Annotated in this window: 16 protein-coding genes; 1 reads left to right on the forward strand and 15 read right to left on the reverse strand. The window is 39.8% G+C overall.

The window, feature by feature from the left end; translation table 11 throughout:
- Positions 1–48: 48 nt before the first annotated feature.
- The 7 genes from AB2B47_RS02620 to budA all read right to left on the reverse strand — a co-directional run bounded on the left by AB2B47_RS02620 (position 49) and on the right by budA (position 6,483).
- Positions 49–1,119, reverse strand: coding sequence for an ABC transporter substrate-binding protein (locus AB2B47_RS02620; protein ID WP_006153433.1), 1,071 nt, complete (start codon positions 1,117–1,119; stop codon positions 49–51).
- Positions 1,116–1,889 (reverse strand): ABC transporter permease, encoded by a 774-nt coding sequence (locus AB2B47_RS02625; protein ID WP_006150756.1) that lies wholly within the window; start codon positions 1,887–1,889, stop codon positions 1,116–1,118. Before AB2B47_RS02625 ends, AB2B47_RS02620 begins: the two co-directional genes overlap by 4 nt.
- The gene (locus tag AB2B47_RS02630; protein ID WP_000754123.1) at positions 1,886–2,692 is read right to left on the reverse strand and encodes an ABC transporter permease; all 807 of its coding nucleotides are present in this window, start codon (positions 2,690–2,692) and stop codon (positions 1,886–1,888) included. Before AB2B47_RS02630 ends, AB2B47_RS02625 begins: the two co-directional genes overlap by 4 nt.
- Entirely contained in the window at positions 2,673–3,830 is a 1,158-nt protein-coding gene (locus AB2B47_RS02635) for an ABC transporter ATP-binding protein (RefSeq protein ID WP_006151812.1), read from the reverse strand. The genes AB2B47_RS02630 and AB2B47_RS02635 overlap by 20 nt, the downstream gene beginning before the upstream one ends.
- Before the next feature lie 138 nt (positions 3,831–3,968).
- On the reverse strand, positions 3,969–4,874 hold the full coding sequence (gene murB, locus AB2B47_RS02640; RefSeq protein ID WP_320693557.1) for a UDP-N-acetylmuramate dehydrogenase: 906 nt from the start codon (positions 4,872–4,874) through the stop codon (positions 3,969–3,971).
- Between the two features lie 118 nt (positions 4,875–4,992).
- Positions 4,993–5,742: a YhfC family intramembrane metalloprotease gene (locus AB2B47_RS02645; protein ID WP_320693558.1), complete on the reverse strand. Its 750-nt coding sequence runs from the start codon at positions 5,740–5,742 to the stop codon at positions 4,993–4,995.
- A 12-nt stretch (positions 5,743–5,754) separates the two neighbouring features.
- On the reverse strand, positions 5,755–6,483 hold the full coding sequence (budA, locus tag AB2B47_RS02650; protein ID WP_025170338.1) for an acetolactate decarboxylase: 729 nt from the start codon (positions 6,481–6,483) through the stop codon (positions 5,755–5,757).
- 238 nt (positions 6,484–6,721) lie between these two features.
- On the opposite strand from budA, the gene AB2B47_RS02655 reads away from it, so the two are divergent.
- The gene (locus AB2B47_RS02655) at positions 6,722–8,050 is read left to right on the forward strand and encodes an aminotransferase-like domain-containing protein (RefSeq protein WP_006151631.1); all 1,329 of its coding nucleotides are present in this window, start codon (positions 6,722–6,724) and stop codon (positions 8,048–8,050) included.
- A gap of 118 nt (positions 8,051–8,168) precedes the next feature.
- Here AB2B47_RS02655 and AB2B47_RS02660 read toward each other — a convergent pair whose 3' ends face one another.
- The 8 genes from AB2B47_RS02660 to AB2B47_RS02695 form a co-directional block, all read right to left on the reverse strand.
- Positions 8,169–8,984 carry an ABC transporter substrate-binding protein gene (locus tag AB2B47_RS02660; RefSeq protein WP_006152076.1) on the reverse strand — a complete coding sequence of 272 codons (816 nt, stop codon included), beginning with the start codon at positions 8,982–8,984 and terminating at the stop codon, positions 8,169–8,171.
- Positions 8,985–9,102: 118 nt separating this feature from the next.
- Positions 9,103–9,570 carry an NUDIX hydrolase gene (locus AB2B47_RS02665; RefSeq protein WP_320693559.1) on the reverse strand — a complete coding sequence of 156 codons (468 nt, stop codon included), beginning with the start codon at positions 9,568–9,570 and terminating at the stop codon, positions 9,103–9,105.
- 92 nt (positions 9,571–9,662) lie between these two features.
- Positions 9,663–10,316, reverse strand: a complete 654-nt coding sequence (gene phoU, locus AB2B47_RS02670; protein WP_320693560.1) for a phosphate signaling complex protein PhoU — start codon at positions 10,314–10,316, stop codon at positions 9,663–9,665.
- Positions 10,317–10,326: 10 nt separating this feature from the next.
- Entirely contained in the window at positions 10,327–11,085 is a 759-nt protein-coding gene (gene pstB / locus AB2B47_RS02675) for a phosphate ABC transporter ATP-binding protein PstB (RefSeq protein WP_006148225.1), read from the reverse strand.
- Positions 11,086–11,097: 12 nt separating this feature from the next.
- On the reverse strand, positions 11,098–11,901 hold the full coding sequence (gene pstB / locus AB2B47_RS02680; protein ID WP_004252558.1) for a phosphate ABC transporter ATP-binding protein PstB: 804 nt from the start codon (positions 11,899–11,901) through the stop codon (positions 11,098–11,100).
- Positions 11,902–11,911: 10 nt separating this feature from the next.
- Entirely contained in the window at positions 11,912–12,796 is an 885-nt protein-coding gene (gene pstA, locus AB2B47_RS02685; protein WP_045763362.1) for a phosphate ABC transporter permease PstA, read from the reverse strand.
- On the reverse strand, positions 12,786–13,703 hold the full coding sequence (gene pstC, locus AB2B47_RS02690; RefSeq protein WP_006148223.1) for a phosphate ABC transporter permease subunit PstC: 918 nt from the start codon (positions 13,701–13,703) through the stop codon (positions 12,786–12,788). Before pstC ends, pstA begins: the two co-directional genes overlap by 11 nt.
- Positions 13,703–14,581 carry a phosphate ABC transporter substrate-binding protein PstS gene (locus AB2B47_RS02695; RefSeq protein ID WP_006152236.1) on the reverse strand — a complete coding sequence of 293 codons (879 nt, stop codon included), beginning with the start codon at positions 14,579–14,581 and terminating at the stop codon, positions 13,703–13,705. Before AB2B47_RS02695 ends, pstC begins: the two co-directional genes overlap by 1 nt.
- Positions 14,582–14,672: the final 91 nt, after the last annotated feature.

Below are 14,672 nucleotides of genomic sequence, written 5' to 3' on the forward strand. Positions count from 1 at the left end.
AACAAAAAACGAACCAGCTATTACTGGTTCGTTTTCTTTTATATACTCTTACTTCCGATACATCTTAAATTGTAGGAAGAGGTCACTGTAGATTCCTGTCCATTTATGGTCAAATTTTTCATAAACTTCTAGGTGTTTCATTGTATCTGCATCTGGATAGAAGGACTTGTCCTCTTTTGTCTCCTCTGGGAGCATTTCCTTAGCAGCATTGTTTGGTGTTGAATAGCCCACATACTCTGCATTCTTAAGAGCATTTTCAGGCTTTAACATGAAGTTGATAAAGGCATAAGCTGCATCTTGGTTCTTGACAGTTTTAGGAATAACCATGTTATCAAACCAGAGGTTACTTGCTTCTGTCGGCACGACATATTTGAGGTTAGGATTCTTTTCCAACATCTGGCTAGCTTCCCCTGAGAAGGTCACACCGATAGCAGCATTGTTCTGAATCATGTAACCCTTCATCTCATCGGCTACAATTGCCTTGATATTAGGAGTCAGCTCATACAGTTTATCAACCGTTTGTGATAGTTGTTGAGGATCTTTTGAGTTGAGGCTATAGCCTAGTGAGTTAAGACCTAAACCAAGCACTTCACGCGCCCCATCAAAGAGCATGATAGAATCCTTGTATTCTGGTTTCCAGAGGTCGTCCCAATGTTCAGGCGCTTCTTCCACCATGGTTTCATTGTAGACAATACCCAAAGTTCCCCAGAAGTATGGGATAGAGTACTGATTGTTTGGGTCAAAGGACTGGTTGAGAAATTCTGGACCAATATTCTCAATTCCCTCAATCTTACTATAATCTAATGGAACTAAGAGGTCTTCGTCCTTCATCTTGTTGATCATGTACTCACTTGGGATGGCAATATCATAGGTTGTCCCACCCTGCTTGATTTTGGTGTACATAGCTTCGTTGGAGTCAAAGGTCTCATATTGAACTTGGATTCCTGTTTCTTCTGTAAATTTCTCCAGAAGTTCAGGATCGATATAGTCTCCCCAGTTGTAGATGACCAGTTTTTGACTATCCCGACTATTAATTTTACTATCAAGATGATAGGAAATTCCCCACAAGACGAGGATAATGGCTAAAATTCCAGCTAAAAATGAATAGAGTCGTTTCATGCTTTCTCCTCCTTTTCACGTGAAATGAAGTAATACCCTACAACTAGGATAATACTAAAGAGAAAGACCAAGGCTGAAAGAGCATTGATTTCCAGCGAAATTCCCTTACGAGCCCGAGAGTAGATCTCGACTGACAAGGTTGAAAATCCATTCCCTGTTACAAAGAAGGTCACGGCAAAGTCATCTAGCGAATAGGTGAAAGCCATAAAGTAACCTGCAATGATAGACGGCGTTAAGTAAGGAAGCATAATTTCCTTGAACATCTGGAACTGACTAGCTCCAAGGTCATAGGCTGCATGGATCATATCCCCATTCATCTCTTTTAAACGTGGCAAGACCATGAGCACTACGATAGGAATCGAGAAGGCCACGTGACTGGACAACACTGTCAGAAAACCAAGTGAAAACTTGAGTTGGGTAAAGAGAATCAAGAAGCTAGCACCAATCATAACGTCAGGAGCAACCATCAAAATGTTATTGAGAGATAGAAAGGCTTCTTGGTATTTTTTGCGAGATTGGTAGATGTAGATAGCACCAAAAGTCCCAATGACAGTCGCAATCAAGGCTGATAGAAAAGCTAGTAAAAAGGTTTGAACTAAAATTAACATGAGCCTTCCATCACCAAACATGGTTTCAAAGTGAGACAAACTAAAGCCTGTAAAGCTGTTCATATCATCACCGGCATTGAAGGCATATCCGATCAGGTAAAAGATTGGCAAATAAAGGACGATAAAGACAAAGGCTAGGTAAAGATTAGATAATTTTTTCATCGTTCTCTCCTTTCCTTAGTCACCCACATAGTGATAAACATAGTCAGGATAAGAACAACACCGATAGTTGAACCCATACCATAGTTGTCATTGGTCAAGAAGTTTTGCTCGATGGCAGTCCCCAAAGTAATCACACGGTTCCCCCCAATCAAACGGGTCAACATAAAGAGACTCAAACTTGGGATAAAGACAGATTGGACTCCACTTCGCACCCCGTTCATAGAGAGAGGGAAGATGACATGACGGAAAGTTTCCCACTTGGTCGCACCGAGGTCATAGCTGGCATTGATGAGGTTGTTATCCATATCATCCAAGACATTGAAGATGGGCAAAATCATAAATGGAAGCTCGATGTAGCTTGCTACAAAGATAAATGAGAAATCTGTAAATAGCAACTGCTGAGAACCAATTCCGATAAATTCTAGAAATTGGTTGATAGAACCATTTTGACCAAAAATTCCGATAAAGGCATAAGCCTTAAGGAGAAGGTTGATCCAGGTTGGCAAGATGATTAGCATGAGCCAGAGTTGACGGTGTTTGAGACGAGTCAAAAAGAGGGCTGTTGGATAGCTAATCAAGAGTGTCACTAGAGTTACAATCCCTGCATAGAGAACAGAGTTGAAACTCATTTTGAGATAGGTTAAGTTTTGCGACGCAAAATAGGATTTATAGTTTTCTAAACTAAACTGACCTTCGATGTTGAAAAATGATTGTCCAAAAATCAAGACCAAGGGTGCCAATACAAAGAGGACAATCCAAAGCATGTAGGGCACGACAAAGAGTTTAGAGGTTGTTTTCTTCATCTCTTTCCTCCTCAATAGCGTTAATCAAACCTGCTTCATGCTCTTCGATTTCTACGTATTCTTCGATACGAGCATCGAACTCTTCTTCTGTTTCATTGAGACGCATGATGTGGATGTCTTCTGGTTCAAAGTCCAGACCGATTTCCTCACCAACGATGGCCTTACGAGTTGAGTGGATCATCCATTCATTACCAAGTTCGTCATAGGCGATAATCTCATAGTGTACTCCACGGAATAGCTGCGTATCGACCTTCACTTGAAGTTTTCCTTCTTCTGGGAGGGTAATGCGCAAGTCCTCTGGACGAATGACGACTTCGACTGGTTCATTTGGCTTCATCCCACCGTCGACCGCTTCAAATCGTTTGCCATTGAACTCGACCAAGTAGTCCTCTATCATAGTCCCTGGCAAGATATTTGATTCACCGATAAAGGTGGCAACAAAGTGGTTAATTGGCTCATCGTAGATGTCCACTGGTGTACCTGACTGAACAATTTCACCATCATTCATGACAAAAATCCAGTCACTCATAGCCAGGGCTTCTTCCTGATCGTGGGTAACAAAAACAAAGGTAATACCCAATCGTTGTTGCAATTCACGGAGTTCGTACTGCATGTCGGTTCGTAACTTCAGGTCAAGAGCTGACAAAGGTTCATCCAAGAGTACAACACGTGGCTGGTTGATAATCGCACGCGCAATGGCCACACGCTGACGTTGTCCTCCAGAAAGCTTACGAATAGAACGTTTTTCAAAACCTTCCAACTGTACCATCTTGAGAACTTCTAAGACGCGTTTTTCGATTTCTTTCTTATCGACCTTACGCAAACGCAATGGGAAGGCAACATTTTCAAAGACATTCATATGCGGGAACAGGGCGTAAGATTGGAAGACCGTGTGAACATCGCGTTTATTGGTAGGGATGTCATTGATTCGTACGCCGTCCAACAAAATATCACCAGTCGTTGCGTCCAGCAAACCAGCGATGATATTGAGGATGGTTGATTTTCCGGAACCAGACGCTCCTAGCAGTGTGTAAAATTTTCCTTCTTCCAACTCAAAGTTAATATTCTTAAGCACCTTAGTGTCACTGTCTTCAAAAACTTTAGAAACGTTTCTGAATTCGATAATTGGTTTTTTCAATTCCTCTAAATTCCTTTTTCTTCGTAAATTAACAGATTGGGACCTTGTTAAATGCTAGACACAAGCGTAGGAAATAAAATGACCTAAACCTCACTTAGCAATAAAATCCCAATCTTTGAATACTATGTAAAAATAATGTTATTCGTGTTCACCCAAGATACGTACTTCTCGCTCGAGGGTAACACCTGAATGTTCTTTAACTTTTTCAATGACAGACTCAATTAAGTCTTCATAATCTCTAGCAGTTCCATCAGCTACATTTATCATAAAGCCTGCATGTTTTTCTGAGACTTCGACACCACCGATACGGTAGCCCTTCAAACCAGCTTCTGAAATCAATTGCCCTGCAAAATGCCCAACCGGACGTTTAAAGACAGAACCACAAGATGGATACTCCAACGGTTGTTTGAGTTCTCGAAGGTGAGTCAAACGTTCCATTTCTTGATTAATAGTCTCATAATTCCCTGGAGATAGTGCAAATTTAGCTGATAAGACTACTGCTCCAGAATCTTGAATAGCTGAATGACGATAACCAAAGGCTAGATCCTTAGCTGATAAGGTTTCAATTTCCCCATCCTTGGTCAATACTTTGCAAGACTGCAAAATATGAGCAATCTCACCTCCATAAGCACCAGCATTCATAAAGACTGCACCACCGACGCTTCCTGGAATTCCACAGGCAAACTCAAATCCTGTCAAACTATGGCGTAGAGCAATGCGAGTGGTCTCAATCAAGTTAGCTCCCGCTTCTGCTTCAATGGTGTAACCATCGACTGAAACATTGTTGAGCTTGTCACACATAATGACAAAGCCACGAATTCCGCCTTCTCGGACGATAATATTACTGGCATTTCCAAGAACCATCCATGGGATATTTTCTTGATTAGCGAACTTAACCACACGGGCCATCTCATAATGATTACGAGGAAAAGCTAAGTAATCTGCCTTCCCTCCGACTTTGGTATAGGTATAAGTTTTCAATGGCTCATCGAATCGAATATCAATTCCTTCTAATGTTTCTTTTAATTTTTCTAATACAGTCATCTTTCTTATCCTTTTATAAAATTCATTCCATTATACCATTTTTAGCGATTTTTTTCGACGATTTGAAAAGCTTTTTTATTCACACAAGTAAAAAAGAGGTCAGACCTCTTTTGCATGATTATTTTTTATACAAGATAGTTTTTGTAAAGTATACAAATAGAACAACTTCCACTGCTAACAATCCTTCAACAAGAAGCGGATTTGAAATCCAACCAACCTGAGATAGACTCGGAGCCAGATCAAAGAAGGCATGTAAACCATAAGCAGTTACTAGATAAATCCAATTCTTTTGACGGACTGCTTGATAAACCCAGAAAGAGAGACCGATTTGCATAACAAGAGCAAGCACACGCTCAACACCGAGTAAATAAACCTGCCATCCAGATAGAGATTGGACTGTTTCAAGTGTATTTTTGGGAAGGAGATTTGCCAGATCTGGATTTGAAGACTCTAATAACGAAAAGAGAATCAAAAGACTAATCAAGCTTCCCATTCCGAGGTAGAGCAATTCCAAGCCACCATGACCAAGTCCATAGGCGAGGGCATCCGAATCTTCCAAAGCTCTCTTCTTCTCTAACCATTTAAAGAAGACAAGTCGAGCTGTTTCTTCAAACAAAGCAGCCATACAGACCCCGTAAATCACATAGAGAAGGGGATTTTCCGTCATGAGTGGAACTGTCCCATCCTTTTGTGGATGAAGAACCAAGAGATGAACGATTTTCTCTAAGACCTGAGATGAGACAAAAAATGCAACTGCCCCAAGTCCTAAAACTGAAAGGTTAATCTTGTACTTCTTTTTTGAGAACCAAATGGCAGCTATGAGAAATACAAATAAAGCTATCATTGTGATGATTACATGAATTTTCATACTTTTCTCCTTTTATTCAGCCTGTTCGATATCTTTTTTCATCTCATCAACATTGAACTCAGCAAAGAGGTACTGACGATCTTGGACAGGGAAACGTTGATCCAACTGATCGACAGCTCCAACCTCTACGATTCCCTCCTTGATGATAAAGTCCATAACGTGACCACCAAAGGTTAGATCATCTGAAATAAAGTGCAAATGATAGCCTGCGACACTGACACCATGGAAAATTTCAGGTGTCCAGAATCCAACGATAGTCCCAGAAACATTTTCGCAACTATATTCAGGCTGATGAGTCGCAACCTCAGCAAACTTCGTTTCGCTTGTCGATTTTGGAATCATGCGAACATGCATGTGTTTAAAATCACCATGAATCTTAATCGAACGGAAAAGATTTTCTCCATCATAGTAGGACTCAATACGTTTTTCTAGTTCCTTATCAGTCATTTCAAAACGTTGGCGGAAAATAACTTCTGCCTGGTGGGGTACAACTGCCGCATAAGGAATCAGTGCATCTGGTGAAACTTCCACGATTTCAGGTTTGTCACCTGACCCTTTAGCCTGATAAGCTTTTCCATCTAAGACAATTAACTCCCCATCGATAGAATCTAGGGTTCCTAGCCCTAAATCTCCATGTTCAAGCAATTCACCAACGGTCATAGTTCCACCGTAAAGTCCTGCCATCAATGCTCCCAAAGTATTATATTGGAATAATTTAACTGGTTCTTGCACCTTTATCATCTCACTATTCTTTGAAAATTTTACTTACTAAGTATATCACATTTCTGATTAGAATTGAATGCTAGACTGCCTTTTAATACTTAATGAAAATTAAAGAGCAAACTAGGAAACTAGCCGCAGCCTTTACTTGAGTATGGCAAGGTGACGTTGACGCGGTTTGAAGAGATTTTCGAAGAGTATAACATTGCCAAACTTCTAAAAAAAAGGTACAATGTAACAAAATCAAGAGAGGTCTGGAATGAAGCAAGAAAGTAAGTACGAACAAGTTGTTCACTATCTAAAAAATGAGATAGAATCAGGTAGATTTGCAACAGGAAGTCGCCTGCCATCTATTCGAAGACTCAGTCAAGATTTCCACTGCAGTAAGGACACTGTTCAGCGTGCACTCATGGAACTTCGATACGAGAAATACATTTACTCCAAACCTCAAAGTGGTTATTATGTATTGGAACAACAAACCAGTCACGAAGACCTAATTATCTCAGTTAACGATGAACATGTGGCTGCCTATGATGATTTTCGGCTTTGCGTCAATGAAAGCTTGATTGGACGAGAAAATTATCTCTACAACTACTATGAAAACCAAGAGGGCTTAGAAGAATTACGAAAATCTGTTCAGACATTACTTTTTGATCAAGCGATTTATAGTAAGGCAGACCAGTTAGTCATGACGTCTGGAACCCAGCAAGCACTGTTTATTCTTTCTCAGATTGATTTTCCAGGTCAAGCTCAGGAAATACTGGTTGAACAACCGACCTATCATCGGATGAATCAACTACTACTAGCTCAAAACATTCCCTATCAAACCATTGAACGTCGGGTGGACGGTATTGACCTAAACGAACTTGAGAAACAGTTTAAGAGTGGAAAGATTAAGTTTTTCTATACCATTCCTCGTTTTCATTATCCTCTGGGGCATTCCTATTCTGAGGAGGAAAAACTTGCTATCCTTGACTTAGCTGCAAAATATCAAATCTATATAGTTGAAGATGACTATCTAGGTGACCTGGATCCTAAAATGGGACAAACCTTTCATTATTTGGACCAAAAAGATTTGGTCATCTACATCAAGTCTTTTTCAACAAGTATTTTCCCCGCACTTCGAATCACTGCTCTCATACTTCCAAATCCTATTAAAAGTCTTTTTGTGGCCTACAAAAACATTCTGGACTATGATAACAACCTCATTATGCAAAAGGCTTTATCACTCTACATCGATAGTCAGCTTTTTGAAAAAAATAGATTAGCAAGATTGGCACTGCAAGAGAAAAGTCAAGACTTCATTCATAGGCTATTAAAATCTTATCCCCTTTCCCTACCAAACTATCCTCTCCATGATGGACTTTTGCTTGATCTCAGGAACTATCCTAAGATTGCAAGGCTCAAACATAGCTCTTTAAATCTAGACTTTTTCGAATCGTCCTACATTGAGACTTGCCCTTATCAATTTGCTAAGGTTCCTTTAGAAAGTCTTGAAACAACATTAAATTACTTAAAAACAGAGAGTGGGACAGAAATCGGTAATTCGTTAGAATTCGATTTCGTCGTCCCACCTCCGCACAGTTGAGTAAGGCTGTAAAAGCTGATGAAATCAGCGTAGTAGAGCCCACTCAACCACTGCGTCTTGCTTGATAATCCAATGACAATTGAGAGGCTAGGACTTTTGTCCCAGCCTCTGTTATTTTTTATTGTTCTACTTCTGTTAGCTTAGCAGCCTTTTCAAGATAAGTTTGATAAGTGCCGTCATCTTTGAGTTTTTGGATGACCTTATCAACTACTTCTTTCAAATCTGAGTTGCCTTTTTTGATAGCAACAGCATTTGCTTCGCCTTCTTTCATGGTCAAGCTGACTGTAGCAACAGCCAAATCAGAGTTTTTACCAGCATAGCTTAAAGCAACAGGCTCATCCATATGAACAGCATCAACCTTACCTGATTGAAGCTCATTAACAGCTTCTCCCATATTGGTCAATGAAGTCAACTGTGCTTTTGGAAGTTGCTCCTTAACCATAGATTCTGGAACAGTTCCTTTTTGAGCAGCGATATTTGCACTTGCTAGAGAATCCAAATCCTTGTATTTTTCAAGATCAGATTTTCTAATTAGAAAGCTAATTTTGTTTTCATAGTAAGGAATTGAGAAATCGAAAACTTCTTTTCTTTCTTCAGTTGCACTGATTCCCGCAATAGCCAAATCAGCTTTCCCAGTTTGAAGACTGGTCAAGACATTATCAAAACTCATGCTTGAAATTTCCAATTTCACTCCAAGTTCATCAGCGATGGCTTGTGCCATGTCAATATCAGCACCTACCACTTGGTTTTTCCCGTCTACTAAAGCTTGAAACTCAAAAGGTGCATAGTCTGGACTAGTTGCGACCACTAATTTCCCTTTTTGTTTGATAGCCTCTACTGCAGACTGTGAGCTTGAGCTAGACGATTGACAAGCTACTAAAAAGAAACTTACAAGAAAACTACATAAAACAAATATCCATTTTTTAAACTTCATAAATAAACAACCTCTCTGTTGATTTTGTATAATTATAACTTAATTAAAAATAATTGTCAACATTTTCTTGCGTTTTCCATAGAATAAATTTATAAAAAATACAAATTCAATGATTGGTTTATCTATCTATTGGGAAACAATTTTCAAAAAAATCATTTATCATATCTTGATGTTGCTGGTTTACAATTGTGATATTTTGCATGTCCCTGTGATCAAACAACCCTAATTCTAAAGTTTCATCACTCGTAAAAACATTTGTAGAGATCGAAGTTTCAGATGTAACTAAATACAACATTGTAATAACTTGTGCCTCATCACCATTTGGATAACTATCTGAATATTTTGTATAAACATTTAAGAGTTTTTTCACTATTACTTTCACTCCAGTTTCTTCATAAAACTCTCTCACTAATGCTTCTACAGCCGATTCACCTAATTCAATAGCACCACCTGGTAACCCCCAAGTTCCTTTGTCTGCTCGTTTTTGTAATAATATTTTTCCTGATTGATTTAAAATTCCACAAGTAAAATTTAGAATAATTTTATCTTTTCCAACTTTTTTTCTTATACTCTGTATATAGTTCATTATTCACCTCTGACAAAGTAAACTATCGATACAATGAAAGCTTACTATATTAAAAAGTAAGCTTTCACAATAATTTTTATCTTCTATATATTTTACAATTCTACAATTTTACCTGTTTCAAAGTAAACAACCCATTCACAGATATTCTTTGCATAGTCACCGATACGCTCCAAGTATGAAATCACTTGGAAGTAATCGCGACCTGTGACAATAGCATCTGGATTCTTTCTAATTTCTTCAGTTGCCAGATCACGAATATTTTCAAAGTAATGGTTGATTTTTTCATCCATGGTTGCAACTTCATAGGCCTTATCAACTGATCCGTTTAGGTAAAGTTCAAGGGTTGTTTCTACGAAATCTTTAACATCTCGTCCCATTTTTTTGATTTCTTCTTCTACGGCAGGGATGCGCTCTTCTCCCTTCATACGAATGGTTGCCTCAGCAATGGATACAGCATGGTCTCCCATACGTTCCAAGTCTGAAACAGCCTTTAGAACTGTTAGAACTGTACGTAAGTCTTGTGATACTGGCTGTTGAAGGGCAATGATTTCAAATGATTTCTTTTCAAGTTTCAATTCGTATTCATTGACTTCTGCGTCTTGCTCGATGACTTCTTTAGCCAAGTCACGGTCATGAGTGACAAAAGCACGTACAGTTCGATTGATTTGGGAAAGAACTTCTTGTCCCATAGCGTAGAATTGGTTATGCAATTTCTCTAAATCTTCTTCAAATTGAGATCGTAACATCTTTTTCTCCTTATCCAAATTTACCTGAAATGTAATCTTCTGTTTCCTTATGTTGTGGATAGAGGAACATTTCCTTGGTATCGTTAAATTCAATCAAATCTCCATTGAGGAAAAAGCCTGTTTTATCAGAGATTCGAGATGCTTGCTGCATGGAACGAGTAACCAATAGCATGGTGTACTTGTCCTTAAGACTATATAGGGTTTCTTCGATTTTCCCAGCCGAGATAGGGTCTAAGGCTGAGGTCGGCTCATCCAAGAGGATGATCTTTGGACTAGTTGCCAAAACACGGGCTACACAAACACGTTGCTGCTGTCCACCTGAAAGACCAATAGCTGAATCATGCAAGCGATCCTTGACCTCATCCCAGATTGAAGCACGCTGTAAAGCTTTCTCCACAGCTTCGTCCAAGACTTGCTTGTCTTTCTCTCCATTAATTCTTAGTCCATAAACAACATTTTCGTAGATAGACATTGGAAATGGATTGGGTTGTTGGAAAACCATTCCTATTTCCTTACGTAACTCAACGGTATCAGTACGAGGGCTATAAATATTATGACCGTTATAAACCACTGATCCAGTAGTGGTCACTTCAGGATTAAGGTCACCCATTCGGTTAATAGCCTTTAGAAGTGTTGATTTACCAGATCCAGAGGGACCTATAAGAGCTGTAATTTCCTTGGGTTGGAAAGATAAGGAAACACTATTCAAGGCCTTCTTTTTGTTGTAATAAACAGACAGGTCTTTGACCTGTAAAATCGGTTCTGTCATACTGTTTCCTTTCTAACCAAAGTGTCCAGTTACATAGTCATTGGTAGACTGTAGCTTGGCATTTTGGAAAATGTTTGACGTTTTATCGTACTCAATCAAATCACCTAAGTAGAAAAATCCAGTGTAGTCACTCGCACGCGCAGCCTGTTGCATGCTATGGGTCACGATGATGATGGTGAAGTCCTTCTTCAACTCAAGCATAGTTTCCTCTAGCTGAGCTGTCGCAATCGGATCCAAGGCTGATGCCGGCTCATCCATCAAGAGAATGTCTGGTTTTACAGAAATAGCACGAGCGATACAGAGACGTTGCTGTTGACCACCTGAAAGCATCAAGGCTGACTTGTGGAGGTCATCTTTGACCTGATCCCAGAGGGCAGCCTGGCGAAGAGAGGTTTCTACAATTTCATCAAGAACCTTCTTGTCCTTAACTCCTGCACGTTCATGTGCAAAGGTGATGTTGCGGTAGATTGATTTAGCAAATGGATTTGGACGTTGGAAAACCATTCCGATGTGTTTACGCATTTCATAAACATTGATTTCAGGACGGTTAACGTCAATTCCTTGATAGAGAATTTGTCCTGTAACCTTAGCAATGTCAATAGTATCATTCATACGATTGAGACTGCGTAGGTAGGTTGATTTTCCAGATCCTGATGGACCGATCAAGGCAGTAATTTTATTTTTTTCGAATTGCATATCCACGCCCTTGATGGATTCATTCTTACCATAGTAAACATGTAAATCCTTCGTAGAGAGGGCCACTTTTTCTTCTGGAAAAGTAATGATATGCCTTTCATCCCAATTATATTTTGACATGGCTTCTCCTTTAGGCAGCAGTTAATTTCTTATGTAGATAGCTTCCAAGTTTACGTGCTCCAAAGTTAAAAATTAAGATAAAGATGAGGAGCACCGCAGCAGAACCTGCTGAAACAAGAGTTCCATCAGGAATGGTTCCTTCACTGTTGACTTTCCAGATATGAACAGCCAAGGTTTCTGCTTGACGGAAGATTGAGATTGGACTGGTTACGCTGAGGACATTCCAGTTTGACCAGTCAAGAGCTGGTGCTGATTGTCCAGCTGTGTAGATAAGAGCTGCAGCTTCTCCAAAGATACGACCTGATGCAAGTACTACACCTGTTACAATACCAGGAAGGGCTTCTGGAATAACGACATGAAGAACTGTCTCCCAACGAGAGAGCCCTAGAGCCAAACCAGCTTCACGTTGCGTATGGTGAACGTGCTTCAAACTGTCTTCAACGTTACGAGTCATCTGTGGAAGATTAAAGACTGTTAAAGCCAAGGCACCAGAAATAATCGAAAATCCATACTCGAACTGGACTACAAAGATGAGGTAACCAAAGAGTCCCACAACTACGGATGGTAGAGAAGACAAAATTTCAATACAGGTACGAACGAAATTGGTAACACGACCTTTTTTTGCATATTCAGCCAAGTAAATTCCAGCTCCCATTGATAAAGGGACTGAGATAAATAAAGTAATCACCAAAAGGAAAAAGGAATTATAGAGCTGAATCCCAATACCACCACCTGCTTGATATGAGGATGATTTTCCTGTCAAGAATGACCAAGAAACATGAGGCAAGCCTCGAACCAAGATATAAAGAATCAAGGAAGCTAGAATGGTCACAATGATTCCTGCGATGGTGTAGAGGACAGCTGTTGCAAGTTTATCTAATTTCTTAGCGTGCATAGTTTTTCTTTCCTCTTTCTTTCGTAATCAATTTAATCACACTGTTAAAGGCCAAGCTCATCAAAAGTAATACTAAAGCCAGTGACCAGAGAACGTTATTATCAACAGTTCCCATAACAGTATTTCCAATTCCCATGGTCAAAACAGATGTCAGAGTCGCTGCTGGTGTTGTCAATGAAGTTGGAACAACTGCTGAGTTTCCGACCACCATCTGAATAGCTAGGGCTTCACCGAAAGCACGCGCCATACCAAAGACTACTGCCGTAAAAATACCTGAACGAGCAGCCTTCAAGGTTACACGCCAGATGGTTTGCCAACGAGTCGCTCCCATGGCTAAACTTGCTTCACGGTAGTGACGAGGAACTGCACGTAGGCTATCTGTTGTCATGAAGGTTACAGTCGGCAAAATCATAACAAAGAGAACGAAAATTCCTGATAAAATACCGAAACCTGTTCCACCAAAGACAGTACGTACAAATGGTACCACGACCTGCAAACCGATAAATCCATAAACTACTGAAGGAATCCCAACTAAGAGTTCAATAGCAGGTTGCAAAATCTTAGCTCCTTTTGGAGACACCTCTGTCATAAAGACTGCTGCACCAATAGCAAATGGTGTTGCAATAAGAGCTGACAGGATGGTAACAATAAAGGAACCTAAAATCATTGGAAGGGCACCAAATTGTTTACCTGACGGATTCCAAGTTGCACCAAAAAGAAAATCAAAGATATTCACACCATTGACAAAGAAGGTAGACAAACCTTTTTGGGCTACAAAAATCAAAATCATTGCAACAATGATAACAATCAAAGATAGGCAGGCAAAGGTTAGTCCTTTTCCTAATTTCTCAAGACGAGAGTTTTTTGAAGGAGAGAGCAATTTTTTTGATAATTCTTCTTGATTCATTATTGGCTCCCTTCTAGCGCTGTCACAGTACCTGCAGCATCTTTTTCAACCTTCATTTCCTTGACAGAAATATAGCCCATTCCTTTTACGATTCCATTCTGCGCTTCGTCCGAAAGAACAAAGTTTAAGAATTCGGCAACCAATTCATTTGGCTCACCAAGTGTATACATATGTTCATAAGACCACAAAGGCCAATTATTCGTGGTTACATTCTCAGAAATTGGTTCATAGCCGTTAAGTTTAATAGTCCCAACAGAATCATCAACATAAGCAAAGGCAAGGTAGGAAATAGCTCCAGGGGTTTGAGAAACAATGGACTTCACCATACCGTTAGAATCCTGCTCCTGACTTTGAACTGCTGACTGACCATTCATAATTACACTGTCAAAGGTCGCACGAGAACCTGAGCTCGCAGCACGGTTGATAATAGAAATAGCTAAATCCTTACCGCCGACTTCCTTCCAATTAGTAATTTCTCCTGTAAAGATTTGTCGGAGCTGGTCTGTCGTAAGATTATCGACATCTACTTCTTTATTAATAATGACAGCTAATCCAGCAACAGCAACCTTATGGTCAACTAGCGCGGACGCATCGATACCATCTTTCTCTTCAGCGAACACATCAGAGTTTCCAACATCAACTGCACCAGACTGAACTTGAGATAGTCCAGTACCAGATCCACCACCTTGAACATTAACTGTTTTACCAACGTGTGCAGACGAAAATTCATCTGCTGCCGCCTCGACTAAAGGTTGAAGGGCAGTTGAACCGACAGCCGTCATAGACTCCCCACGATCAATCCAACTTGCACATCCTGCTAGCGAACCAGCAAGTAAAAGAGTTGCAAGAGAGATGGTGAGTTTTTTAAATTTTTTCACTATTTGTCTCCTTGAAAATAATGATGAATAGCTTGAATTTTTGCCCATATTTTCTATTGTTTTCAGGGAAAATCCATACTTCCACTATAAC

This window comes from Streptococcus wuxiensis (genome assembly GCF_040888245.1).
In the GTDB taxonomy this organism is placed as follows: domain Bacteria; phylum Bacillota; class Bacilli; order Lactobacillales; family Streptococcaceae; genus Streptococcus; species Streptococcus wuxiensis.

Excerpts from the sequence above, each read along its gene's own strand:
- pstC (WP_006148223.1), bottom strand. The coding sequence starts at position 13,703 with ATGAATCAAGAAGAATTATCAAAAAAATTGCTCTCTCCTTCAAAAAAC.
- budA (WP_025170338.1), bottom strand. The coding sequence starts at position 6,483 with ATGATAAAGGTGCAAGAACCAGTTAAATTATTCCAATATAATACTTTG.
- pstB (WP_006148225.1), bottom strand. The coding sequence starts at position 11,085 with ATGACAGAACCGATTTTACAGGTCAAAGACCTGTCTGTTTATTACAAC.
- murB (WP_320693557.1), bottom strand. The coding sequence starts at position 4,874 with ATGACTGTATTAGAAAAATTAAAAGAAACATTAGAAGGAATTGATATT.
- AB2B47_RS02660 (WP_006152076.1), bottom strand. The coding sequence starts at position 8,984 with ATGAAGTTTAAAAAATGGATATTTGTTTTATGTAGTTTTCTTGTAAGT.
- AB2B47_RS02620 (WP_006153433.1), bottom strand. The coding sequence starts at position 1,119 with ATGAAACGACTCTATTCATTTTTAGCTGGAATTTTAGCCATTATCCTC.
- AB2B47_RS02645 (WP_320693558.1), bottom strand. The coding sequence starts at position 5,742 with ATGAAAATTCATGTAATCATCACAATGATAGCTTTATTTGTATTTCTC.
- pstB (WP_004252558.1), bottom strand. The coding sequence starts at position 11,901 with ATGTCAAAATATAATTGGGATGAAAGGCATATCATTACTTTTCCAGAA.
- phoU (WP_320693560.1), bottom strand. The coding sequence starts at position 10,316 with ATGTTACGATCTCAATTTGAAGAAGATTTAGAGAAATTGCATAACCAA.
- AB2B47_RS02625 (WP_006150756.1), bottom strand. The coding sequence starts at position 1,889 with ATGAAAAAATTATCTAATCTTTACCTAGCCTTTGTCTTTATCGTCCTT.
- AB2B47_RS02665 (WP_320693559.1), bottom strand. The coding sequence starts at position 9,570 with ATGAACTATATACAGAGTATAAGAAAAAAAGTTGGAAAAGATAAAATT.
- AB2B47_RS02630 (WP_000754123.1), bottom strand. The coding sequence starts at position 2,692 with ATGAAGAAAACAACCTCTAAACTCTTTGTCGTGCCCTACATGCTTTGG.
- pstA (WP_045763362.1), bottom strand. The coding sequence starts at position 12,796 with ATGCACGCTAAGAAATTAGATAAACTTGCAACAGCTGTCCTCTACACC.
- AB2B47_RS02655 (WP_006151631.1), top strand. The coding sequence starts at position 6,722 with ATGAAGCAAGAAAGTAAGTACGAACAAGTTGTTCACTATCTAAAAAAT.